This window comes from Arthrobacter oryzae (assembly GCF_030718995.1).
GTDB classification, from domain to species: domain Bacteria; phylum Actinomycetota; class Actinomycetes; order Actinomycetales; family Micrococcaceae; genus Arthrobacter; species Arthrobacter oryzae_C.
In genome coordinates this window covers 3,895,742-3,917,519 of sequence record NZ_CP132204.1, presented here as the reverse complement: position 1 = coordinate 3,917,519, position 21,778 = coordinate 3,895,742, and the positions used below count along the sequence as shown (strand labels likewise).

Here is a 21,778-nt window from a genome sequence, read left to right as displayed (position 1 = left end):
CTCTAGGCGTGGGTGGGTTCTTCCACCAAAGCCGTGGCGATGCTGTCCGCATCGTCCAGGGCGGCCAGGTAGCGCTCAGCATCGAGGGCTGCTGCGCACCCGGTGCCCGCAGCCGTGATGGCCTGGCGGTAGCGGTGGTCCACGGCGTCACCGCAGGCGAAGACGCCGGAAAGGTTGGTGACCGTGGTGGGAGCGTCCACCTTGATGTAGCCCTCGGCGTCGAGGTCAACCTGGCCTTCCACAAGTTCCGTGCGCGGCAGGTGTCCGATGGCCACGAAGATGCCGGTTGCGGCCTGCTCGCGGGTTTCGCCGGTCCGTGTGTCCGTCAGGGTCACGCCGGTGACTTTGCCATCGCCGTGGATCCTGGTGACGGCGGAGTTCCACGCGAAGCTGATCTTGGGATTGTCCTTGGCTCGCTGGGCCATGATGCGGGAGGCGCGCAGTTCGCCCTTGCGGACCACCACCGTAACAGTCCGGGCGAAGCGGGTCAGGAACGTCGCTTCCTCCATCGCGGAGTCCCCGCCGCCGACGACGACGATGTCCTGGTCGCGGAAGAAGAACCCGTCGCAGGTGGCGCACCAGGAGACGCCGTGGCCGCTGAACTGCTTCTCTTCAGGCAGCCCCAGCTCCTTGTAGGCGGATCCGGTGGCGAGGATGACGGCGGGCGCCTCGTGGGTGTCGCCGGCGCCGGTGACCACGCGTTTGAGGTGCCCGGCCAATGTCACTTCAGTGACGTCGTCGAACACCACCTTGGCGCCGAAGCGCTCAGCCTGCTGCTGCAGCCCGTCCATGAGCTCAGGGCCCTGGATACCGCCGGGGAACCCGGGGAAGTTTTCCACCTCGGTGGTGTTCATCAGGGCACCGCCGGCGGTGACCGATCCGGCCAGGACCAGGGGCTTCAGTCCCGCCCTGGCGGCGTAGATGGCTGCGGTGTAGCCGGCGGGGCCGGACCCGATGATGATCAGCTGTTCGGTGCTCGCGGGGGTGCTCACAAAAGGCTCCTTGGTCCGGGACGGTTACTTGGCGGCGGGGATGAGGGATTCGATCAGGCCCTGGATGCGGGTCTTGATTTCGTCGCGGATCGGGCGGACGGAGTCAACGCCCTTACCGGCTGGATCCTCCAGGACCCAGTCCTCGTAGCGCTTGCCGGGGAAGTACGGGCATTCATCGCCGCAGCCCATGGTGATTACTACGTCGGATTCCTTGACAGCTTCCGTGGTGAGGACCTTCGGGATCTCGGCGGACATGTCGATGCCGAGCTCGGCCATGGCTTCGACTGCTGCCGGGTTGATTTTTTCGGCGGGCTGGGAACCGGCGGAGCGGACCTCGATTTCACCGTTGGACAGGGTAGTGAGGAAGGCTGCGGCCATCTGTGAGCGGCCCGCGTTGTGGATGCAGACAAAGAGGACGGACGGCTTCTTGGCGGTTTCGGTGCTCACAGTGTTTCTCCTGGAATCAGTTTCGGCATCGCTCGATGGAACATTGATGATGATCGATGTAATGAGTATTGGTAATAGATTGATGATTGTCAATATGTCACGGACGCAGGCAATCGCCACCCGATTGCGCGGGCGGCGATGAGGCGGCGATTATGCGGTGAGCACACGGGGCGCCAGGTCCTGGACGCGCCGCGCTATGTCCGCGAAGGCCGCCTCGAAGGCTTCCTCCGTGCCCAGGCGAACCGGATCCGGCACTGACCAGTGGGCGCCGGCAAGGCCTGGCAGCTCCTCATGCGCATTGTCGCAGACGGTCACCACAAAGTCCCCGCCCTCCGCCACCTGGTCCAGCGTGCGCGGAAGGCAGCCTTCGAGGTCCATGCCGTGGCGGCGGGCCACGTCGATGGCACCCTGGGCGACCCGGTCCGCCGGGTGAGTGCCGGCCGACATGGACGGAACATGGCTGGCCTGCTGCCAGAGTGCGGCGGCAAGCTGGGACCGGGCGCTATTCCGAGTGCAGACGAACAGCACACGACGGGCATCTTGCCCGCCGCCTGGCACCAGTCCCTCCAGCGCGCCGGCTGCGAGACGGAAATAGCTGCGGCGCCGGTCGGCCTCGGAGCGGCGGCGCACGGCCAGTCCGGCGTCTTCAAGGGTGCGCAAATGATGCGACAGCAAATTGGATGACATCCCCAGCTCGGCCTGGAGCTCCGTCGGGGAGAAGTCCCCCAAGGTCAGCAGGTCCACGATGCGCAGTCGCGCAGGATCGGCAAGGGCCGCGTGCCTAGCGACCCGAATCCTAAACTCCCCAGTTGCCTCAATTTTCATTGATTCAATTTTGACTGAGTTTATTCTTTCGGTCAAGCTGTTTGCATGACTTCAAACCAGCCGCCCCTGTGGCGCCGCGCCGCTGCCGAACTGCTGGGCACCTGCCTGCTCGTGACCATCGTCGTCGGCTCCGGCATCGCCGCCCAGCAGCTCTCCCCCGGCGATGTTGGCCTGCAGCTGCTGCAGAACAGCACTGCTACGGTGCTGGGCCTGACCGTGCTGATCCTGATGCTCGGACCGGTGAGCGGTGCGCACTTCAACCCCGTGGTCTCCCTCGCCGACTGGATCCTGGGCCGGCGCAGCCGCTCCGGATTGACCTTGCCGGAACTCGCCACCTATGTGGCAGCCCAGACCGCAGGGGCAATAAGTGGCAGCGTGCTCGCGAACGCGATGTTTGAGGTGGGGACCTCCATCTCCACCAAAGAGCGCGCCACCCCGGGCCATCTGCTCGCTGAGGTTGTCGCGACTGCGGGGCTCATTCTTCTCATCTTCGCCCTCGCCGCCACCAAGCGGGGCGTCCTTGCCGCGCCGGCTGTGGGCGCCTACATCGGGGCCGCATACTGGTTCACCTCCTCAACGTCGTTCGCGAACCCGGCCGTAACGGTCGGCCGCGTCTTCAGTGACACGTTCGCCGGCATCGCCCCTCCTTCCGTGCCAGGCTTCGTCGTGGCGCAACTGATCGGCGGGGCAATCGGCCTCGGCCTTCTCCTCGTCCTGTTCCCCGCCGCAGCCCGCGCCGCGGACGACGTCGTGCTCCCGCACAGTTCCGCGGCGGCCGGCTAACGTAGTTTTGCGGGACGTCCATACATTGATGATTATCAATGTCGGGGCATAATAGGTACATGAACTCGCTGCCCGTACTCGAGCCGGTCACGGATGAAACCTGCTGCGCCCCGGCAGGTACGCCTGCCCTGGGCGCAGAGGAGGCAAAGCAGAAAGCCCTGGTCTTCAAGGCTCTGGCCGATCCGAACCGGCTGCGCCTGCTCTCCATCGTCAAGGCGGACGCCTCCGGTGAATCCTGCGTGTGCGACCTGACCGGGCCGCTGGACCTTGGCCAGCCCACGGTCTCCCACCACCTGAAGATCCTGGTGGAAGCCGGGCTGCTGCACCGCGAGAAGCGCGGCACGTGGGCCTACTACTCCCTGGTTCCCGGAGCCCTGGAGCAGACGGCCGGACTTTTGGCCACCCTGTGACCGCACCGGTCCCACCCAGTATCACCATCCGTTCCATGCACGACGGCGACTGGCCGGCCGTCCGGCGGATCTACCGTCAGGGGACCGCCACCGGCCATGCCAGCGCAGCCCCTCCTACGCCTGGCGTTCAGTAGCTGGCGGGACCCGCAGGCTGCCATACCTCTCCATGCGGTGCCAGCGAAGGTGTACACCCGCCAACGCCGTGACCACGGACTGGATGACCACGAGATACATCAACTGCCGGTAGACGAACTGCTGAAGCGGAAGCGTCCAGAGCGGCCCGAGCCGTTCCCTGTCGAGCCGGAACGCGTAGCCGGCCATGAGTAATTGGACCACCAGGAAGACGAACCAGAGCGCCGCGATCCGGAGTGGATCGAGGAAGATCAGCCCGTAGACCGCAAACACGTCGACGATAGGGGCAAACAGGGGCAGCAGCACCTGGAGAACGAGGAGGTAGCCAAGTCCGCGCCGGCCGAGCTTGCCGGCGGCTCCCCGCTGCACCACCGCGCCGCGGTGCTTCCACATTGCCTGCAACGTGCCGTAGCACCACCGGTACCGCTGGCGCCACAAGGCGCCAAGGGTGGCGGGGGCCTCGGTCCACGCCCGCGCGTCGTCCTGGTAGACGACGCGCCAGCCGTCGCGGCACAGGGCCATGGTGAGATCCGTGTCTTCGGCGAGCGTGTCGTCGCTAACTCCGCCGACCCGCAGCAGGGCGTCCCGGCGGAAAGCACCAATGGCCCCGGGGACGGTAGGCATGCACTCCGCGACGTCGAACAATCGGCGGTCCAGATTGAAGCCGACGACGTACTCGATGTGCTGCCAGGCACCGAGGATGCCGCCGCGGTTGGCCACCTTGGTGTTACCCGAAATTGCCCCGACCCGCGGGTCGGCGAACGGCTGGATCAGTGAATGGACCGTATCCGGCTCGAAGACGGTGTCGCCGTCGACCATCACCACAAGGTCGTGGCTGGCAGCGTCAAGACCGGCATTAAGGGCCGACGGCTTCCCTCCGTTCTCCTTGCGGATCACTGTGACGCCGGGCAAGCCGAGCGCTTCAACGATGCCTGCAGTCCCGTCGGTTGAACCGTCGTCGACCACGATGATCTCCACGGGGTGGGTCGAGGCAACGATGGAACGGACCGCGGCTTCAATGCCGACGGCCTCGTTGTAGGCAGGGACGATCACGGTGACGGGCTCGGTGATCTCCGGCCTCACGGGCACGTCCACGCGCCGCCGGCCGCGGCTCACCGACTGGACACGGCGCGCAGCCCGGCTGTGGCGCGCCGCGAAGCCGACTACCAGGACTGCACGGACTAGCGTCACGATGCCGGCCGCAACCAGCCCCCACGAGATAGCCGTGACGACGAAATCGCTGAGCTGGATGCCCCGCACGAACGCGGTTCCGGTCATCTGTTCCGCGGTGGAAGCGTCCCGCATGCTGTCAATCCCGATTGCGTCGCCGACAGTTGTCACACGGTTGCCCTGGCCGGCGAACCGCGACAAGGCGGAATCGAGCGCGGCGACCGTCTGCTCCCTGTCGCTGCCGCCGTCGTGCATGAGGAGCACCTGCCCCTGCGGACCGGACAGGGCGAGATTCCGCTCGATCGTTTCAACTCCCGGCCGCCGCCAGTCCTGGCTGTCGACGGTGCTCAACACCGTGATGTACCCCTCGTCCGAAGACGTTCGCATGGCGGACCAGGTGCTGTCGTTGATCGCTTCGTTCCCGGAGCTGTACGGTGGGCGCAGCAGCGAGGTGGCTTGTCCGGTGATCCCGGTGATCGCCTCCTGAGCACCCTGGACTTCGAGTTCGCGTCGCCAGGACGGGGCAGTGCCGAGATCAGTGTGGGTGAGCGTGTGCACGCCGATCTCGTGGCCTTCGGCGATGATGCGGCGCACGAGCTCGGGGTTGTCGATGGCCGCGGAGCCGACCACAAAGAAGGTCGCGTGAACCTGATGCTTTCGGAGGACATCGAGGATCTGAGGGGTCCAGACAGGGTCCGGGCCGTCGTCGAACGTGAGCGCGAGCGTATGGTCCGGAGGACTCGCGGTGCGGACTTCCCCGCCCCGGGCGTCTACTACGGGGCCGCCGCTCGAGACGGCATCCGGCACGCTTCCCGCAGACGCACTCGCCGGCACGGAGTCGTCGCCGATCCCGGCAAGGTGGTGCATGTATCCCTGCACTGCGAGGGCAATTCCCAGCGCAAACAGGACGGCGATGAGGACGAACCAGTGGGCCCTTACACTGACGGGAACTGCGGTTTTAGCCGGGCGACGTGCACTCACGGCTGCGACGGGGCAGATGGCCGCGTGGTCTGACCCGGAGCCGTCCCGCTCTTGCCTGGCGAGGTGGACTCGGGGGGCGGCGCCGGAGCCGTATCAGGATCAGAGGGGGGCGTCTGCTGAACGTCCGTGCCACCGGCCGGTGGCGCCACCGGAACGGCCGAAGGTTCGGTCACCGGTGCCTGGAAGGCGGCTGGCGCAGGCACGGCCTCGCCAGCCGGGGGCGCTGAATCGTTTGGCGCCGGCGCCGAAGGGGATGAAGGAACGTCACCGGCCGCAGGAGCCGCCGGGGCCGGAGGCAGAGGGAGGTACGGGGCGGCGACATTGGGCCCCCCGATGAATGCAACCAGCAGGAGAACGACATATCCGGCCACAAGCCCCACCGACCCGAGGCCGACAAGCTTCACCAGCCGCAGGCGCCGGCCCGATCCGTCTACAAAGACCGGCCCACGCGGAGGCGCGGGCGTCGGCTGATCGGGCGTTTCATCAAGAGCTAGCATCGGGCATCAACCTTAGATGATCCGCCATCCGTATCCCAAAAGCATGACCATGAAGGCGAACGGGGCTGCGGCATCTTCCGGTACCGCTGCCCGCGCTCCAGGACTCAGCTGCGGGCAACGGTCATGTTTTCGAGGACGACGGCGAGGCCCTGGCCGACGCCGATGCAGATCGCGGCGACGCCCCAGCGCTCACCGGAGGCCTGCAGGGACCGGGCCAGGGTGCCCAGGATCCGGCCGCCGGACGCGCCCAGGGGGTGGCCCATCGCGATCGCACCGCCGTGCCGGTTCACAATCTCATGGTCGATCCCCCAGGCGTTGATGCACGCCAGGGACTGCGCGGCGAACGCTTCGTTAAGTTCGACGGCGCCCACCTGCTCCCAGCTGATGCCCGCCTTCGCGAGGGCCTTGTTCGCAGCCTCCACCGGGGCGTACCCGAAATACTGCGGATCGTTCGCGTGCGCACCCCGGCCCGCGATCCGCGCCAGCGGCTCCATCCCCAGGATCCCCGCGGCGTTCTCCGAACCGATCCACGCCGCGGACGCCCCATCAGAGAGCGGGGACGCGTTCCCGGCCGTGACCGTGCCGTTCTCGGTGCGGAACACCGTCTTTGGGCAAGACGCCCATCGTGGTCAATGACGCCCCGGGCTTCGCCAGTTCTCGCCTGGGCGTCGCCATTGCACTGGAGGCCATGCGAATGCTGGAAGAAGGTGTGGCCAGCGCACAGGATATCGACGCCGCGATGGAACTTGGCTACCGGCACGCATCCGGACCGCTGCGCACCACGGACATCGTGGGGCTGGACGTGCGCCTTGGCATCGCCGAATACCTGCATGAAACGCTAGGTGAGCGGTTCGCCCCGCCCCGCATCCTCCGCGACCTGGTGGCGCGCGGCGAGCTGGGACGCAAGTCCGGCAAAGGTTTCTACGACTATTCCTGAACTGCCTCGGCCGAGTAAGTCAGTGGCGGCCAGCGACACCGCTGGCCGCCACTTACGTTCACGCGTGTTGAATGGCGTTACTGCGGTGGGAAGCAACAGGAGCTGGTCGCTGTTTGTACCAGGAGCACCCGGGACGCTGGCGGCTAGTCTCAGCGGATGCGCACTGCGGTAATTGCGGATGATGCGGGTGCAGGGACAGTCCGTTGTAAGGGACTTGAGGGTCAAAGTTTCCCTGAGGCCCGTCAGAACCAGTGCCAGACGTCCCTCATAAGCCAAACGAGAAAGGCGGCGAAAGCGAAGGGTGGCAACAAGTACAAAACCCAGATACCGTGCATTCGACGCTTGGCCATTTTCGCTCCCTTCCGCTACAGGACAGTGCCCCCAGTTCCGCTTGCCATGACCAGAGCGTAAACCACGGTCATGTCCCAAAAACAGCCCATCCTGAAACGAGCTCCTGGCTGCCCGCATTCCAATGCATTTATCCCAAGACAACTGGTTCCCATGGCGAACGGACTTTTCGGCCGATATGGCGGGCCGATCATCTTTTCGGGCCGCTCAGGGTTCGGTCTACGAGTGAGCCGATGCGGGACCGCACAGAAGCAGTGCCGAGCATCTGAGCTAGGTCATTCGCTGTTACTTCGGCGCATTCTGTGAATCCAAAGGTTTCGGGCAACGTCGAGGAGCACGAACACAGTCACGATCGTTCCAACCATTACGCCGAAATTTGGATGGCCCGGAGGGAACATAAAGGACATGACCAGTACGGTCACGCCGATGGTGACTATCAGGCCCAACATAGATCCGAAAATTTCTCGTTTTGTCATTTAGCCCTCCGGAGCCGGACAACCGGCGGCCTAGTTGTATTGACCTGAGAGGTTAGTGACGCGGCTGGCCGGTGTCTGACCCTTAAGGGCAGTGTGGGCTCGGTGGTGATTGTAAGCATGGAGCCAGTCGGGGAAGGCGGCAACACGCTCGGCCTCGGAGCGGTAGGGGCGGGCGTAGGCCCATTCCTCCAGCATCGTGCGGTTGAACCGTTCGACCTTGCCGTTGGTTTGCGGGCGATAGGGGCGGGTGCGTTTGTGCTTGATGTCCGGGCCCAGGGCTTGGGCGAAGGCGCGGGACCGATAGCAGTTTCCGTTGTCGGTCAGGACGCGCTGGACCGTGATCCCTTGGGCTTGGAACCAGGCGTTGGCGCGGTGCCAGAAGGCTGCTGCGGTTTCCTTTGTCTCGTCGGTGAGGATCTCGGTGTATGCAAGGCGTGAATAGTCATCGACGGCATTGTGGAGGTAGTGGTAGCCGGGCCGGCGGTTGGATGGAGTCCGGGCCTTGTTCCGGCGTCCGGTGGCCCTGCCGAGGGCGCGGTGTCCGCCGCCGTCCGGGATCCGACCAAGTTTCTTGATATCGACATGGACCAGGTCCCCGGGCTTCTCGTGTTCGTAGCGGCGGATCACTCTTCCGGTGCCACGATCAAGCCAGGCCAGTTTCGCCAGCCGGTAGCGGGACAGGACGCGGTGCACCGTGGAGGGGTGGATTCCCAGCAGATAACCGATCCTTGCCGGCCCCCACCGGCGGTTCACGCGCACGGCGATGATCCGCCGCTCCGTCCGCGTTGCTGTCCGCCGGGGCGAGGAATGCGGGCGGCTGGAACGGTCATTCATTGCCTCCGGGCCGTGCTCGCGGTAGCGCTGCGCCCAACGAGCCGCCGTTGGCACTGAGACCTGGAAGCGTTCAGCGGCACGGCGCAGACTCCAGCATTGGTCAACGACACATTGTGCGAGCTGCAGCCGGCCACGAGGGGTCAGAAGAGCGTTAGGGTGGGACATGAAGACCTCCGTGCGTGGAATTGGACTCTAGACAAGCCCCACTCCACCCGGAGGTCTTCTTCATGTCACCAAACCACGCCGCATGTAACTAACGTCCGTGGTCAATACACCTAGTGCGCTGTTGTAAGCTCGCACTCAATATTGCCCGGTCAGGGTGGCTTTCCGCTTGGGCAGAGCAACGGGCTGGCATTTGGCCCCAACCCTGACTGGACTCACCGGCCGACGCGTGCCCCTGCTCACCGACACTGCAGGAGGAGCTGTCCGGTCAGGTGCCTGTTAAAGGTCGCTATCGCTCTGAGCGACCAATTCCTGGCACCAACTAGTCCCACACGCCAGATGGTCAGTTTTCGGCCCGGTCAAGGTTCGGCTGTTGATGAGGTTCGAATAGCTTGATTGGACTGCCGGAGCCTCTAGCGGGTGATGCTTAGCGGCTCAATTCGTGCGGCACACGACACCCGCACTATGGTGGCGTCTGGCCCGGCGGCGCGGTTGTTCCTGCCAGTGTCATCGCACCAATCAATGCCGTACGGTGTAGCCTCAACTGTCGCGTCTCCTATGGCCACCTGGGATGGAACCTCAAAGGTGTAGGTGAAACCGCCTGCGTCATTCATCGGGGCAGTTGTGTTGATGACCTTCGTGCCGGCCGCATCGGTTACGGTGACCTGGATGCGGGCGTTCTCCCCATAGCGGGGATCACAGCCGGCGTCCGATGCTTGGACCGTCACCATGCCGCCGGGTGTCGCGCTCGGCGGGTTCACTGAGAAAGCCGACGGCATACAAGGCGGGTATCCGTCCCCCGAAGACACAATGCAACCTGACAAAAAAGTGATCACCATACCGGAACAGGCCGCAACAGACACCGCAAATCGCTTGCTGTGGCGGGGAAAAGAAACCTGGGAACAGAGCTTCATTTCATCATTATGGTTCGGTAGGCGCTGGCTTCATATTCATTCAGATACTCGTCCCCATATCGTTGTCCGAGAAACCACCGCGGAGCTAGAACGGCCCGCTCCTCACCGGAAGATGCCAGCCCGGGTGCGGGGAGCGCGCCATTCGCCGAAGATGGGTTTTGGCATTTTTTGATGCGATGAATAATGCCCGATTAGGTTGCAATCTTTCGGACCGCCTATTCTTTCCCACCTTGGAAGGGAGGCTCTGAAGAGGCCAACTTTCAGCCCGGTCAGGGTTCGGCTTCGCCCAAGAAAAGCTCTGTGCCTTCCCGGTGCTTGTTCAGTCGCGTCCAGTGCTGCCACTGGAGCTAATGGGTCCGCCTTGGTAGCTTCAACGCATGGCCATCAAACTTGAGAACGTCGGTATCGCCGTTCGCGATCTCGAAGCAACCATCGACTTTTTCGCCGACCTCGGGCTCACGGTCGTCGGCCGTGACACGGTCAGCGGCGAGTGGACCGACACTGCTGTCGGCCTTGACGGCAACCATGCCAAGATTGCGATGCTCCAGACACCGGACGGCCATGGTCGACTTGAGCTCTTCGAATACATCCACCCCAAAGCGATCGAGTCCAGCCCAACACGTCCCAACGATATCGGCATGCACCGCGTGGCCTTCTCGGTCGACGACATCGACAAAGCCCTAGAGGTAGCCGCGAAGCACGGATGCCATCCGCTACGCGGCGTGGCGACCTACGGCGACGAATATAAACTCACCTACCTCCGCGGTCCCAGCGGAATCCTCGTGATGCTCGCCCAGAAACTGAAGCGAGACTGACACCCGGACTAGGATCGCGGCATGGGATCGGCAGAAGACTTGTTCGAGGGGGAGCCAACTGGACTGCCCGTTCCAATGGCCCGCCGCACCGGGCTGTATATGCCAAGATCGGGCCCTGAGCCGCAGGTCAAGCATGTTGGAGGTTATGTCCTGTTCATGAGATTTTGTGCCGGGCACGGAGTGCGGGCCGAAGAACTGGCCGATGACCCTGGCCGACTGTTTTGGTTTCTTCGGACTTACGGGTCCGAATTGGAGCAGGACAGCATGCTCAGGTCTGCTGCAGCCATATTTGCCGGGAACACTATTGCCCGGCTGAGGCCAGACTCACGGTGGACCGCCTACGAAGGCGGCTCTCCTACGGTGGGAAACAGGAAGAAGCAGTTCGAGGTCGATCGCCTGCTCGACGGCCTGCGCAGCGCAGACGAAGCCGCGGTGCAGGCGCTCATTGATGTGTTGGCAGACTGGGCCCAGGAAAAGCCGGACGAGTCCCCGCCAGGGCTTCCTCTCCCGGTTTCACCGCCTGCAGAACACCCGCGCTACGTCCGGCCGCCCCTTCCCGCGGTCACGTACTACTCCGATGAAGGGAAACCCATTCCCTACGGTCAGCAATGGGGCGATGGCGGCCCGGACCCGGATTCCTATGGCATCGACAGCCACCCGGAGCGATTTGCCGGCCTTCACAGGGTGGCCCTTGCTCTCCTCGATTACTTGGCTGCCGTGTACGACGTGGAAGTCCACGAAAGCCCGGCGCACGCCGCGGCTCTGTTAACAGAGGCCAGAGACGTGCTGCAGGCGGTAAAGGTCACGCCGCGGCGGTCCGGGGCAGCGTCCCTGACGTTTGTGCTGACCGGGTATCCGGGCGTCTTAGTGCACGCCGGAGTGCTGCACGACTTTCCATTTCCCGTGTGCGGCTGCGATGCATGTGACGAAACGGCTGAGACAACGGCAGACCGGATGGAGCGGCTGGTGCTCACCGTCGCGGCTGGCGGCTACCGCGAACGCTACCCCGTGGGCAGCCAGCGGTGGAGTGAATACGCGCTGACAGCGTACGACGGATCCGGCTCTGAAAGTGGAAAAGGTGAACCTGTCCCTGTCGCATCCTACCGACTCGACGACGCGGAGGTCCGGCTACGCGATATACCCGTCGCGTGGCGTCCCTGGCCGCTGCGCGGAAGCTGAACCTGGTATCAGGCGGCATGCCCGGGAAAGATGGCACCATGGGGACATGACTCCTGCTCACGGATTTCCCGGCTTCGTGCGGCGTCCCAAGCCCATCAAACCCAAGGCTGGTCAAGAATCGGTGTGGGACTACCCGCGGCCGCCGAGGGTGGAGCCGCGATCGGAACGTATTATTGTGCGCCTAGGCGGGCAGGTGATTGCCGACACCACCGATGCAGTGCGAGTCCTGGAGACGAGTCATCCGCCTGTCTACTATCTGCCGCTGGACGCATTCCCTGCAGGTGTACTGGTCCCGGTCGAGGGCACCAGCTTCTGCGAGTTCAAGGGAGAAGCGCACTACTTCGACGTCGTTGCCGGCGGAGTCCTCGTTCCCCGTGGCGGGTGGACCTACCCGGAACCGGCCCGGGGTTTCGAGGCCCTCAGCACCCGAGTGGCCCTCTACCCGGGTCCGATGGATTCCTGCGAGGTCGACGGCGAGCGGGTCACCTTCCAGGAAGGTAACTTTTACGGCGGCTGGATCACCACGAAGATCGTTGGCCCGTTCAAGGGTGGCCCGGGCACGGCCGGGTGGTGAGCGCACGTGATGCAGAGGAACGTGGAGGGCCGTCAGCTGGCGGGGTCGTACTGGAACGCGCGCACCTCCTGCGCGCATCGGCAGGCAGCCGCGATCTTCGCTGCCCATTCCAGTGCCGCATCGTACGAGGGCAGCTCCAGCACGGAGTAGCCGCCTTCGAGTTGCGCCGTCTGCGGGTAGGTGCCCTCGCTCACGGTCCCGTCGCCGTCGACCATGACGGGCGGGATGCTCTCGTCGATGCCGCCGCCGAACACCCAGACGCCGGCGTCCTTCGCCTCCTGCACGACCGCGTGCGACGCATCCGAAACTGCCTGCAGGTCCTCGTCGGGAAAGACCATTGCTGCACTCGGGAACGAGATCAGGTACTTCGTCATCGCGTCGACTCCTTCTTCGCACTGCAGGGACCGGACTATCCTCGCAGATGCGGTTGAGCTGCGCATCTGACTCAGCGGGCCCACGGCCTCCATCGCGCGAAGCGGTCCGTGATCCGCCACATCTCGACCGCTTAGAGGACTTGCGTGTAGTGCTCCACGACAGGGAAGGGAGCGTAGAAGTGGTGCAGTAATGCGCGCCAGTTCCCGTATTGCGCTGACTGTCGGAATCCAACGGTATGGTCTTCGAGCCGATCCCATTCAACAAGCAGCAGATAAGTACCCGGCGACTCGATCGAACGCGACAACGATAGTTTTCGGAAGCCAGGCATCGAGGCAATTATTGGCCTCGCCTGACTAAACGCCCGCTCGAAGTCCTGTTCTTGGCCCGGAATGACTGGCAAGACGGCATGTTCTGTAATCACCAGACCAGTCTCACATAGGGAATTCCGCACCTGGCCAGGTCGCATCAATTATCCGTCAGGGCCCGCGCTGACGCGGCTGATCGTTAGTTGCGCTTCCTGGCCGTCCTCCGCCCCGCTACGAAGCCCAGTCGGCGTCGTCGTAGGGGCGGCCGCGGAAGTGAGCGCGAAGGTATTCCCCCACCACTGCGGCCCCGAGGTCCCCGGCCTCAGGCGCAACCACGCGGCCGTCGACCCTGCGGGCCATCCGCTGAACAAACCGCTCCAGCCCCGGATCATCCCCAAGCCGGAAGAACGTGGCTTGCGCGCCTGCGCGGCCAAGGCGATCGAGCTCCGCAACCGTGACACGGATGGTCTCCGGGTCCGGCGGGTAGTCGAACCACGAGTCCCCGTCCGGCAACAAATGCGCGGTAGGTTCGCCGTCGGTCACCACGAGGAGGACGTGCTGCATCGAGGGGTGGCGGCGAAAGAACCGGCCGGCCAGCAGCAGACCGTGATGCAGATTGGTTCCCTGTTCCCGCCGGGACGCCAGGGCGATGAGCTGGCCAATGTCCATAGACTGCGCGTAGCGGCCGAACGAGATCAGCTGCAGCCGGTCGCCGCGGAACTTGGTGGTGACGAGGTGGTGCAGGGCGAGCGCGGTGCGTTTCATCGGCACCCAGCGTCCCTCGGCGGCCATCGAGAAGGAGACGTCCACCAGCAGGGCGACGGCGGCCTGCGTGCGGGCTTCCGTCTCCGTCACCTCGATGTCGTCCACGGCGAGGCGCAGTCCGCGGCCGGGGTCGCCGCCGTTGCCGATTGTGCGGCGGATGGCGTTGGTGATGGTCCGAGTGACGTCCCACGGTTCGGCGTCGCCGAACTCCCACGGCCGGCTGGAGCCGGTCTGCTCCCCCGCCGCCCCGGCAACGCGCGTGTCCCGGCGGCCCTGCCGGCCGGAAAGCTGCCTGGCGGTGTCCCGCAGCAGCGACCTGCCGAGCCGCCGCATGGCCTGCGGGGAGAGCCGGAGGTCGCCGTCGGCACCGCGCTGCAGGAAGCCGCCGTCGTGCATGGCCCGCTCGATTTCCGCCAGGGTCCGGGCCGACACCGCGGCATCCTGTCCCAGCTGGCGGGCGAGGGCGTCCAGATCCAGGTCGTCCAGACGCGAGCCGTTGTAGGACTGGGAGAACTGTTCAGCGAGCTCGTCCAGTTCGGCGAGGTCCTGCAGCACGCCGGTGCCGTCGCCGAGCCCCAGCCCTTCCTCGCCCTCGAAGCGTTCGGAACCGCTCCAGTCCTCGCCGGGTCGCAAGGCCTGAAGGTTGGCGTCGAGTTGGCCCAGCTGTGCCATAAGCTCGGGCGAGCCGAACGCCTGCGCGGAGAGCCGCATCAGCTCCTCGCGCTGCTCGGCGGACATGGACTGCAGGAGCCGCTGGGCGGCGGCCGCGCGCTGCGCGAGCGCGTCGATCAGCTCCTCGACCGACTGCGGGTTCTCCGGGAAGAACTGGCCGTGCTTCGCCATGAACTCCTGGAAGTCCGCGTCGGTGTCCTCGCCGCGCCGGTGTTTGTCGAGCAGCCCGTTGAGGTCCTGCAGCATCTCGGCCACGGCCGCGCGGTCCTCCTCCGTGGCACCCTCGAGGGCCTCCTTCATCCCGGCGAAACGCTGGTCCAGCACCTCGCGGCCCAGCAGGTCCTTGATCCGCTCGTAGGCCTCCCGCGCCGTGCTCGACTGCCAGTCATAGGACGCCAGTTCATTGACAGCCGCCGCCGTGGACCGGGGCAGGTTCTGCAGTTGCATTTCCCGGAATGCGCGGTCGGTGTTGTCTATCATGGCGTCGCGGGCGAGCTGCTTGCGCTCCTCCAGCACTGCGGTGTCCAGCAGTTTTTGGACCTCGTTGAGGGTGCCGTCCAGTTTGTGCCGGCCCAGCAGGTCCTTGCGCCGCTGCTGGACGCGGCCGGCGAGGTCGTCGAGCCCTTCCCGGTTGCGGCCGCCACGCCGCAGGTATTCCTGCAGGGCGTGCCGGGGCGAGTATCCGGCCATGACGTCCTCGGCGACGGCGTCCAGCGCCTCCGCCAGGTCCACCGGCGGGGCGAGCGGATCCGGCCCTCCCCGGTACCGGCTGTACCGGGACCGGTTGTGTGCGGTCATGGTGCTGCCTTCCCTATCCTGTGTCAGCCTGGGGCCATTGCTAGCCGTAAACCGTTTCCTCGTCGTCGGACTCCTTGGCGATCCGCCGTGCGAGGAAGAGGCCTTCCAACGCAAGTTCGATGGCCGCGGCCCGCTGCCCGTCGTTCTTGGCCCCCAGGCGCCCGCTGATCTCGTCATAGAGGCTCGACCCGTCAAGGGACGGAAGGTTCTCGAGGAACTCCCGGGCGGTGATCTGCTCCCCGGTAGTCACGGTAGTGTGACCGTCAAGCGCGGCCACGAGCGGGCCGAGGTCGATGCCATGGAAGTGCGCCCGCACGGCTTCAGCCGTCGCAGTCCGCAGGAGATGGTCGAGGACAGCCTGCTCACGCCCCTCCTCACCGGATTCAAACTCAATTTTGCCCGTGAGAACTTCAACCGCCGCCTCCAGGTCGACAATCCGGGCCACTGCCTCATCCTCCCCGCGCACGCTGGCCCGGCGCAGCGCGGCAGCGGCCACAGTCTCGGCGCCCGCGATGGCGAACCGCGCGGAAACCCCGGAGGTCTGGTTGATGGCCGGGGACAGCCGCAGCGCCCGGGTGTACCGTGCCAGAATTTCCAGGATGACGGGCGGGACGTCGGCCACCAGCCGCCCCTCCTGCCGAATGACGGCCACTTCGTCGTCCAGCTCTATCGGGTAGTGCGTGCGGATCTCGGCGCCAAAGCGGTCCTTCAGCGGTGTGATGATCCGGCCACGGTTGGTGTAGTCCTCCGGGTTGGCGGAGGCGACGACGAGCACGTCCAGCGGCAGCCGCAGCACGTAGCCGCGGATCTGGATGTCCCGCTCCTCCATCACGTTAAGCATCGCCACCTGGATCCGCTCAGCCAGGTCCGGGAGTTCGTTGATGGCGATGATGCCGCGGTTGGAGCGCGGAACGAGGCCGTAGTGGATGGTTTCCGGGTCCCCGAGCCGGCGGCCTTCCGCTACGCGCATCGGGTCGACGTCGCCGATGAGGTCGGCAACGGAGGTATCCGGCGTCGCGAGCTTCTCGACGTAGCGTTCCGAGCGGTGTCGCCACGCCACCCGCAGCCGGTCGCCTTCGGTGAGTGCCCGGGCGCGCGAGTGCTCCGTGATGGGTTCATAAGGGTGTTCGTTCAGTTCCGAGTCCTCGATCACCGGAGACCACTCGTCCAGCAGCCCCGCCAAGGTGCGGAGGAGGCGCGTCTTGCCCTGTCCCCGCTCACCGAGCAGGACGACGTCGTGGCCGGCAATCAGGGCACGCTCCAGCTGGGGAAGGACCGTCCTGCTGAAACCGTACATCCCGGGCCACGGATCACGGGCGGCCGCGAGCGCGGCGAGCAGGTTGTCACGGATTTCGTGGCGCAGGTCCTTGTGGACGTGGCCGGAGGCACGCAATTCACCTACGGTGAAGATATCGGGACGATCACTCACCTCTCTACGGTAGACCTCGAATACGGGGGGAATCGAGGGAATTTCTGAAGTTCCCGAGCGCGGACCCGAGGAACGGCCTACGCTTGGTCCTGATGACTGCAGCAACGCCGTCGGAATCGACACCGCCTTCGACATCGCAGGGCACCCTGCTCCTGCTGGTGCGCCACGGGGAAACGCCCACCACGGGAACCGTGCTGCCCGGACGCGCCCCCGGACTCCACCTGTCCGACCGGGGCCGGGTCCAGGCGGAACGGGTCGCCGAGCGGCTCACGGGACTTCCCATTGACGGCCTCTACTCCTCGCCGCTGGAGCGCGCCCGGGAGACTGCAGAGCCCACCGGAGCGCGCACCGGGCTCGAGGTGAACGACAACGCCGGGCTGATCGAATGCGATTTCGGCGGGTGGACCGGCGCTGCGCTCGCCGGCCTGACCGGCCTGCCCGAGTGGCAGACCGTGCAGCGCAGCCCGTCTGCGTTCCGCTTCCCGGACGGGGAGAGCTTCACCGAGATGCAAGAGCGGATTGTCGCCGCGCTCGAGGTGCTGTGCGCCGCGCACGCCGGGGGCGTCGTCGTGTGCTTCTCCCACGCCGACCCGATCAAGGCCGCCGTGGCCCACGCCCTGGGTACGCCGCTGGACCTCTTCCAGCGGATAGTCATCAGCCCGGGGTCGGTCTCGGTTGTCTCATTCGTTGAGGGTCAGGCGCCGGCCGTACTCATGGTGAACTCGTCGTCGGAACCCTTGAGCGGCCTGAGGGCGTTGTGACAGGGGACAGCCGGTGTCCGGCCGGGAGCTGACACTGCTCGCCGAGGGCCGCATTGAGTTGCTTGGACGCATGCTGCGCAGCAGCAACGAGACGTTCCTCGTCCGGGTTTCCTCCGCTGAAGATTCGGCATGTGCCGTATACAAGCCCGAGGCGGGGGAACGGCCGCTGCACGACTTCGAGCCCGGGTTGTACCGGCGGGAACGCGCGGCCTACCTGCTGAGCGAACACCTGAGGTGGAATATCGTGCCGCCCACGGTAATACGCGAGGATTCCACCCGCGCCCTGCTCAAGGACATCACCCCGCTCGCGGAAACCGTACCGGCATGCGTGGCCGGACTCCTCGACGACGAGGAGGTCACCGCATTGCAGCGCCGGGTGCAGCGTTTGCTGCGCGACGGTGTGCTGCGGTTGACCGCACCGGGACACGGTACCCGTGGCCGCTCGTGTAGGTTACATCGCGGGATAGTCCCAGGCTCCCTCCGGACCGGCTCGTAGTCTAGACAGGCGCGTCGGAATTCCGTAGATTCGTAACAGCCCTAATCACCTTTCCAAGGTGGGGACCCCTTGCCGCCGGGTGCACGGCCGCAAGGAGAGCCGCTGTAGCCGAACGGTGGCGCCATGTTGCACCCGCGGAAAAGAGCCCTGATGGCCATCTCGCATTTCGAACGATTCCTTCTCGACGCCACTGCTCCGGATGACACACATTGTCCCCTGGGACCGGACTGTCTCTATGGCCTGTACACGAGCTGGTGCCTGCTTCACAGCATCGCTCCGGTGGACGACATCGCCTTCCGGGCTGCCATGGAGCGCTGCGGCATCGACCTGCGCAACTCCCGGCGGCGGATGAAAGGACCTGCCGCGGCGGACTACATCCTCTCCAGCTACCCGGCGACTGCCTGACACAGCCATGGACTTCGCGGCGGCCGATGAGCATCCGCTGGATCCTTTTCCCCATTACGAGAGAATGAGGCAGGCCGCACCCGTCTTTCATGACGACCAATCCGGCAGCTGGCATGTCTTCCGGTATGACGATGTGCAGCGGGTATTGTCCGAATATGCCAGGTTCTCCTCGCGGATGGGCGGTGACGACCCGTCCGAGACGGGGCAGTTGTTCGCGTCCAGCCTGATCACGGCCGATCCCCCGCGGCACCGGCAGCTGCGTTCCCTGGTGACCCAGGCGTTCACGCCAAAAGCCGTGGATGCTCTCGCTCCCCGCATCTCCCGGCTCACGGACGAACTCCTGGACGGGATCGCTGCCCTGGGATCGGCAGACCTGATCCAGGAGTTGGCGTATCCGCTGCCTGTCATCGTGATCTCGGAACTCATGGGGGTACCCGCTGAAGACCGCGACCGCTTCAAGCACTGGTCCGACGTCGTCGTCAGCCAAACGCGGGCCGGTGCGGTGAATGAGGACCAGCACGTCACCAACGTGGAGATGACCGAGTATTTCCTGAACCTGATCGAGCAGCGCCGGAGCCGGCCCGGCAACGACCTGATCAGCAACCTGCTCTCGGCCGAGATTGACGGGCAGAAGCTCAGTGTGGCCGAGCTGCTGGGTTTCTGCAGCCTGCTTCTCGTGGCTGGCAATGAAACGACCACCAACCTGATTGGCAACGCGGTTCTTTGCCTGACTGAAGTGCCCGGCACCATCGAGCGGTTACGGCAGGAGCCGGCCCTGCTTCCCCGGGCCATCGAAGAGGTGCTCCGCTTCCGGTCCCCCGTGCAGTCCATGTACCGGGTGACCGTAGCTGACACCACCCTGGGCGACGTCCGGATTCCGGCCGGCGCCCCGCTGGTCGCGTGGATCGGCTCCGCGAACCGCGACGAACGGCAATTTGAGCGCCCGGCGCAGTTCGACGTCGACCGGAGCCAGAACCGGCACCTGGCCTTCGGCCACGGCATTCACTTCTGCCTCGGAGCGCCGCTGGCACGACTGGAAGCAAGGATCGCACTGTCCGCCATGCTGTCCCGGCTGCCCGGACTGGCCCTCGCCCCGGGAGCGCGCCTGGAACGGATGGACAGCACCATCGTCTACGGGCTGAAGACGCTTCCCGCCGGCTGGCAGGCAGCCTGAGCAACAAGGCGCAGGAGCCGTCCGTGCCAGTCCGTCAGGCACCGGCAGGGAGCATCCATGCAACACTTGTTGCATGGATCTGGAGGTCACCCCCGCGCTCACGATCCCGTCGTCGGAACTCAGCTGGAGGTTCTCGCGTTCATCCGGGCCGGGCGGCCAGCACGTGAACACCTCGGACAGCCGTGCCGAGCTCTCCTGGAACGTCGCCGAGTCGGCTGTGCTCTCGGACGGCCAGCGGGCGATGCTCGTCGCCCGGCTCGGACGTCGCCTAAGCTCCGGGGTGATCACCGTGACTGCCGCCGAGCGTCGATCACAGCTCCGCAATCGACAGACCGCGCTGGCCAAACTGGCTGAACTCGTCTCCGAGGGCCTTGCTCCCGATGCGGCTCCCCGCCGTCCGACGAAGCCCACCCGAGGGTCGGAACGGCGTCGCCTCGCCACAAAGCAGCAGCGGTCGGCTACCAAAAGGCAACGCCAGCGGCCGTCCGCCGAATAGCTCCGACGCGGGCCGAAGGGTGGCCTGGACCCTGCCTTCGAAGCCTTGGACAAGGATCTAGGCGCGAAAACTCTCCCGGCGCGCCAGGAGCCGCGCGGCCACGATGACAACGGCAGTCGTCACCACACCGGACAGGAGCACTTCGTCGAACGAGAGCCCGTCGATGTTCGGCTGGAGCTCCGCCTCGGTGGCCCAGCCGAACCACACCTCGCTGGTGAACAGCCCGACGCCGAAGCACGCTACGGCCGCGATCACGATGGACCACAGCCGGCGTCCCACGCCCCCGCCCACAGTCAACCCCGCGACTATGCCGAGCCCAACGGACATCGCTCCCAGCACCGCCAGACCCTGAAGTCCCAGATCCCACTGCATGACGGCACCTCCCATCGCGCATGTCGTCTCATTCAATCGTCGACCGGGTGCCTCCTCCGGGCTAGGGGCGGAATGCCCCCTTCACCTCGAACCAGGCGCATGCCTTCTTCGGCGGCTTCAGAGGCACATCGGGAAATTGCCCACATCTGCCAGGGCACGTAGAGCCCGTTCCCTGGTCGCAGGCCACTCTTCCGTCAGCAATGACAGCACGACGATGTCCCGCCATGATCCGTCGTTCCGCCGCGAAGAACGCCGGCGGGTGCCCTCAACAGTGAACCCGAACCGTTTGAGGGACGACAGTGACCTGCGGTTTCGCGGATCCACATCGCATTCAACGCGCCCTGCTCCGCGGGCAAACACCCAGTCCAGCAGGGCCAGCTTCACCTCATGGTTTGCCTTCATTCCCCAGAAGGCCGGGCTGATGAGGGTCCGGCCGATTTTCACGCGCTGTGTCGGTGTGTGCGACTCCGTAATACCAGTGGTGCCAACGAACAACGGTCCGCCTGGCAAGCCCGTATAGTGCACCGCGAAGATCCGGAGACCTTCATGGCGCCGGTCGATGAAGCGGACCAATTCCTCGTGCGTACCTGGCCGGTGGTGCCCGTCACCGAACCCCGTGGCCCAGATGTCGTCATTGGCCAGGAGGTGCGCCAGCGGCTCGACGTCGTCCGGACTGAACGGCGACAGGACAAAGCGGCCTGTGGCCGTGTGGAGCGTCGGCAGGGCGCGGGGAAGGCGAAGTGTCATGGTGACCTTTCCTTGCGGGATCGTCCGGACAGCATCCGGGACCACCACTAACGCAGGGTAAACGCGAAGCGATCAGTTGAAGTCACTTTTCCTGTCCGAATTCAAGGTCTGGCCCCGCGCTACGACGGGTCCTACAATCGGGGTGGACGCAACCGGCCATGGCACCCCGGGATCGCCCGCGGGGGGAACAAATGTCATTCCAGCGGTGCCGGCAAGGATACGGACAATGACAGATATTCAGGGGCTCGTCAGCTCCCTCCGGCCCGAAGACCTGACTGCGCTGCAGGAGCGGGGCCCGGACCAGGTCCTGGCCCCGGAGATGCTTGATGCCATCGACACTGCTGCCGGCGGCCCCGGCGAGGGCCGCGGCTACTACGTAGTCCGCGGCAGCCTGGTACCCCTGGAGCGACGCCAGTACTTCCTCCGCGACGACGTCGTCGCAGCGATCTTTGCCCCCTTGACGGTTGAAGGCGCCGCCGGCGCGGACGCCTGACCGCCGTGCCGTCC

Annotated in this window: 23 protein-coding genes and 2 pseudogenes; 12 read left to right on the top strand and 13 right to left on the bottom strand. The window is 65.5% G+C overall.

The window, feature by feature from the left end:
* Nucleotides 1-2 precede the first annotated feature (2 nt).
* From trxB to Q8Z05_RS17945, 3 genes are all read right to left on the bottom strand, one after another.
* The gene (gene trxB / locus Q8Z05_RS17955; protein ID WP_305940921.1) at nucleotides 3-992 is read right to left on the bottom strand and encodes a thioredoxin-disulfide reductase; all 990 of its coding nucleotides are present in this window, start codon (nucleotides 990-992) and stop codon (nucleotides 3-5) included.
* A 24-nt stretch (nucleotides 993-1,016) separates the two neighbouring features.
* Entirely contained in the window at nucleotides 1,017-1,439 is a 423-nt protein-coding gene (locus Q8Z05_RS17950; RefSeq protein WP_305940920.1) for an arsenate reductase ArsC, read from the bottom strand.
* 150 nt (nucleotides 1,440-1,589) lie between these two features.
* Nucleotides 1,590-2,264 (bottom strand): metalloregulator ArsR/SmtB family transcription factor, encoded by a 675-nt coding sequence (locus Q8Z05_RS17945; RefSeq protein ID WP_305940919.1) that lies wholly within the window; start codon nucleotides 2,262-2,264, stop codon nucleotides 1,590-1,592.
* Between the two features lie 45 nt (nucleotides 2,265-2,309).
* On the opposite strand from Q8Z05_RS17945, the gene Q8Z05_RS17940 reads away from it, so the two are divergent.
* Nucleotides 2,310-3,047 (top strand): aquaporin, encoded by a 738-nt coding sequence (locus Q8Z05_RS17940; protein ID WP_305940918.1) that lies wholly within the window; start codon nucleotides 2,310-2,312, stop codon nucleotides 3,045-3,047.
* Between the two features lie 59 nt (nucleotides 3,048-3,106).
* The gene (locus Q8Z05_RS17935; RefSeq protein WP_305940917.1) at nucleotides 3,107-3,457 is read left to right on the top strand and encodes an ArsR/SmtB family transcription factor; all 351 of its coding nucleotides are present in this window, start codon (nucleotides 3,107-3,109) and stop codon (nucleotides 3,455-3,457) included.
* A 114-nt stretch (nucleotides 3,458-3,571) separates the two neighbouring features.
* On the opposite strand, the gene Q8Z05_RS17930 is transcribed toward Q8Z05_RS17935, so the two are convergent.
* Nucleotides 3,572-5,740, bottom strand: a complete 2,169-nt coding sequence (locus tag Q8Z05_RS17930) for a bifunctional polysaccharide deacetylase/glycosyltransferase family 2 protein (RefSeq protein ID WP_305940916.1) — start codon at nucleotides 5,738-5,740, stop codon at nucleotides 3,572-3,574.
* Between the two features lie 601 nt (nucleotides 5,741-6,341).
* Nucleotides 6,342-6,845: pseudogene (locus tag Q8Z05_RS17925) on the bottom strand (3-oxoadipyl-CoA thiolase); the annotation flags it as partial.
* Here Q8Z05_RS17925 and Q8Z05_RS17920 point away from each other — a divergent pair.
* Nucleotides 6,842-7,174, top strand: a pseudogene (locus Q8Z05_RS17920) (3-hydroxyacyl-CoA dehydrogenase family protein); the annotation flags it as partial. The pseudogenes Q8Z05_RS17925 and Q8Z05_RS17920 overlap by 4 nt on opposite strands.
* An 854-nt stretch (nucleotides 7,175-8,028) precedes the next feature.
* On the opposite strand, the gene Q8Z05_RS17915 reads toward Q8Z05_RS17920, so the two are convergent.
* Nucleotides 8,029-8,997, bottom strand: a complete 969-nt coding sequence (locus Q8Z05_RS17915; protein WP_305940915.1) for an IS481 family transposase — start codon at nucleotides 8,995-8,997, stop codon at nucleotides 8,029-8,031.
* A gap of 410 nt (nucleotides 8,998-9,407) precedes the next feature.
* The gene (locus Q8Z05_RS17910; protein ID WP_305940914.1) at nucleotides 9,408-9,755 is read right to left on the bottom strand and encodes a hypothetical protein; all 348 of its coding nucleotides are present in this window, start codon (nucleotides 9,753-9,755) and stop codon (nucleotides 9,408-9,410) included.
* A gap of 530 nt (nucleotides 9,756-10,285) precedes the next feature.
* On the opposite strand from Q8Z05_RS17910, the gene Q8Z05_RS17905 reads away from it, so the two are divergent.
* The 3 genes from Q8Z05_RS17905 (at nucleotide 10,286) to Q8Z05_RS17895 (ending at nucleotide 12,476) form a co-directional block, all read left to right on the top strand.
* The gene (locus Q8Z05_RS17905) at nucleotides 10,286-10,723 is read left to right on the top strand and encodes a VOC family protein (protein ID WP_305940913.1); all 438 of its coding nucleotides are present in this window, start codon (nucleotides 10,286-10,288) and stop codon (nucleotides 10,721-10,723) included.
* Between the two features lie 360 nt (nucleotides 10,724-11,083).
* A complete protein-coding gene (locus tag Q8Z05_RS17900) occupies nucleotides 11,084-11,902 on the top strand; it encodes a DUF6226 family protein (RefSeq protein ID WP_305940912.1) in 819 nt (272 codons plus the stop codon).
* Between the two features lie 46 nt (nucleotides 11,903-11,948).
* Complete coding sequence (locus Q8Z05_RS17895; RefSeq protein WP_305940911.1) at nucleotides 11,949-12,476, top strand: DUF427 domain-containing protein; 528 nt, start codon at nucleotides 11,949-11,951, stop codon at nucleotides 12,474-12,476.
* Nucleotides 12,477-12,508: 32 nt separating this feature from the next.
* Here Q8Z05_RS17895 and Q8Z05_RS17890 read toward each other — a convergent pair whose 3' ends face one another.
* From Q8Z05_RS17890 to Q8Z05_RS17875, 4 genes are all read right to left on the bottom strand, one after another.
* On the bottom strand, nucleotides 12,509-12,850 hold the full coding sequence (locus Q8Z05_RS17890; RefSeq protein ID WP_305943615.1) for a YciI family protein: 342 nt from the start codon (nucleotides 12,848-12,850) through the stop codon (nucleotides 12,509-12,511).
* 131 nt (nucleotides 12,851-12,981) lie between these two features.
* Nucleotides 12,982-13,317, bottom strand: coding sequence for an antibiotic biosynthesis monooxygenase family protein (locus Q8Z05_RS17885; RefSeq protein WP_371745880.1), 336 nt, complete (start codon nucleotides 13,315-13,317; stop codon nucleotides 12,982-12,984).
* 70 nt (nucleotides 13,318-13,387) lie between these two features.
* Complete coding sequence (locus tag Q8Z05_RS17880) at nucleotides 13,388-15,391, bottom strand: vWA domain-containing protein (RefSeq protein WP_305940909.1); 2,004 nt, start codon at nucleotides 15,389-15,391, stop codon at nucleotides 13,388-13,390.
* A gap of 40 nt (nucleotides 15,392-15,431) precedes the next feature.
* Nucleotides 15,432-16,820 (bottom strand): sigma 54-interacting transcriptional regulator, encoded by a 1,389-nt coding sequence (locus Q8Z05_RS17875; protein ID WP_305940908.1) that lies wholly within the window; start codon nucleotides 16,818-16,820, stop codon nucleotides 15,432-15,434.
* 92 nt (nucleotides 16,821-16,912) lie between these two features.
* Here Q8Z05_RS17875 and Q8Z05_RS17870 point away from each other — a divergent pair, with 92 nt between their 5' ends.
* From Q8Z05_RS17870 to arfB, 5 genes are all read left to right on the top strand, one after another.
* Nucleotides 16,913-17,581, top strand: coding sequence for a histidine phosphatase family protein (locus Q8Z05_RS17870; RefSeq protein ID WP_305940907.1), 669 nt, complete (start codon nucleotides 16,913-16,915; stop codon nucleotides 17,579-17,581).
* Between the two features lie 13 nt (nucleotides 17,582-17,594).
* Nucleotides 17,595-18,077 carry a hypothetical protein gene (locus tag Q8Z05_RS17865; protein ID WP_371745879.1) on the top strand — a complete coding sequence of 161 codons (483 nt, stop codon included), beginning with the start codon at nucleotides 17,595-17,597 and terminating at the stop codon, nucleotides 18,075-18,077.
* 150 nt (nucleotides 18,078-18,227) lie between these two features.
* Nucleotides 18,228-18,482 (top strand): hypothetical protein, encoded by a 255-nt coding sequence (locus tag Q8Z05_RS17860; protein WP_305940906.1) that lies wholly within the window; start codon nucleotides 18,228-18,230, stop codon nucleotides 18,480-18,482.
* 64 nt (nucleotides 18,483-18,546) lie between these two features.
* On the top strand, nucleotides 18,547-19,656 hold the full coding sequence (locus Q8Z05_RS17855) for a cytochrome P450 (protein ID WP_305940905.1): 1,110 nt from the start codon (nucleotides 18,547-18,549) through the stop codon (nucleotides 19,654-19,656).
* Nucleotides 19,657-19,729: 73 nt separating this feature from the next.
* Nucleotides 19,730-20,152 (top strand): alternative ribosome rescue aminoacyl-tRNA hydrolase ArfB, encoded by a 423-nt coding sequence (gene arfB, locus Q8Z05_RS17850; RefSeq protein WP_305940904.1) that lies wholly within the window; start codon nucleotides 19,730-19,732, stop codon nucleotides 20,150-20,152.
* A 57-nt stretch (nucleotides 20,153-20,209) separates the two neighbouring features.
* Here the strand turns inward: arfB and Q8Z05_RS17845 are convergent, their stop codons facing one another.
* Nucleotides 20,210-20,524, bottom strand: a complete 315-nt coding sequence (locus Q8Z05_RS17845; protein WP_305940903.1) for a hypothetical protein — start codon at nucleotides 20,522-20,524, stop codon at nucleotides 20,210-20,212.
* A gap of 117 nt (nucleotides 20,525-20,641) precedes the next feature.
* Nucleotides 20,642-21,271, bottom strand: coding sequence for a GNAT family N-acetyltransferase (locus tag Q8Z05_RS17840; protein ID WP_305940902.1), 630 nt, complete (start codon nucleotides 21,269-21,271; stop codon nucleotides 20,642-20,644).
* 226 nt (nucleotides 21,272-21,497) lie between these two features.
* On the opposite strand from Q8Z05_RS17840, the gene Q8Z05_RS17835 reads away from it, so the two are divergent.
* Nucleotides 21,498-21,764: a hypothetical protein gene (locus Q8Z05_RS17835; RefSeq protein ID WP_305940901.1), complete on the top strand. Its 267-nt coding sequence runs from the start codon at nucleotides 21,498-21,500 to the stop codon at nucleotides 21,762-21,764.
* The last annotated feature ends 14 nt before the right edge of the window (nucleotides 21,765-21,778 follow it).

Excerpts from the sequence above, each read along its gene's own strand:
- Q8Z05_RS17870 (WP_305940907.1), top strand. The coding sequence starts at position 16,913 with ATGACTGCAGCAACGCCGTCGGAATCGACACCGCCTTCGACATCGCAG.
- Q8Z05_RS17895 (WP_305940911.1), top strand. The coding sequence starts at position 11,949 with ATGACTCCTGCTCACGGATTTCCCGGCTTCGTGCGGCGTCCCAAGCCC.
- Q8Z05_RS17845 (WP_305940903.1), bottom strand. The coding sequence starts at position 20,524 with ATGCAGTGGGATCTGGGACTTCAGGGTCTGGCGGTGCTGGGAGCGATG.
- Q8Z05_RS17915 (WP_305940915.1), bottom strand. The coding sequence starts at position 8,997 with ATGTCCCACCCTAACGCTCTTCTGACCCCTCGTGGCCGGCTGCAGCTC.
- Q8Z05_RS17905 (WP_305940913.1), top strand. The coding sequence starts at position 10,286 with ATGGCCATCAAACTTGAGAACGTCGGTATCGCCGTTCGCGATCTCGAA.
- arfB (WP_305940904.1), top strand. The coding sequence starts at position 19,730 with ATGGATCTGGAGGTCACCCCCGCGCTCACGATCCCGTCGTCGGAACTC.
- Q8Z05_RS17835 (WP_305940901.1), top strand. The coding sequence starts at position 21,498 with ATGACAGATATTCAGGGGCTCGTCAGCTCCCTCCGGCCCGAAGACCTG.
- Q8Z05_RS17890 (WP_305943615.1), bottom strand. The coding sequence starts at position 12,850 with ATGACGAAGTACCTGATCTCGTTCCCGAGTGCAGCAATGGTCTTTCCC.
- Q8Z05_RS17940 (WP_305940918.1), top strand. The coding sequence starts at position 2,310 with ATGACTTCAAACCAGCCGCCCCTGTGGCGCCGCGCCGCTGCCGAACTG.
- Q8Z05_RS17860 (WP_305940906.1), top strand. The coding sequence starts at position 18,228 with ATGGCCATCTCGCATTTCGAACGATTCCTTCTCGACGCCACTGCTCCG.
- Q8Z05_RS17840 (WP_305940902.1), bottom strand. The coding sequence starts at position 21,271 with ATGACACTTCGCCTTCCCCGCGCCCTGCCGACGCTCCACACGGCCACA.
- Q8Z05_RS17935 (WP_305940917.1), top strand. The coding sequence starts at position 3,107 with ATGAACTCGCTGCCCGTACTCGAGCCGGTCACGGATGAAACCTGCTGC.
- Q8Z05_RS17945 (WP_305940919.1), bottom strand. The coding sequence starts at position 2,264 with ATGAAAATTGAGGCAACTGGGGAGTTTAGGATTCGGGTCGCTAGGCAC.
- Q8Z05_RS17885 (WP_371745880.1), bottom strand. The coding sequence starts at position 13,317 with ATGCGACCTGGCCAGGTGCGGAATTCCCTATGTGAGACTGGTCTGGTG.
- Q8Z05_RS17880 (WP_305940909.1), bottom strand. The coding sequence starts at position 15,391 with ATGACCGCACACAACCGGTCCCGGTACAGCCGGTACCGGGGAGGGCCG.
- Q8Z05_RS17855 (WP_305940905.1), top strand. The coding sequence starts at position 18,547 with ATGAGGCAGGCCGCACCCGTCTTTCATGACGACCAATCCGGCAGCTGG.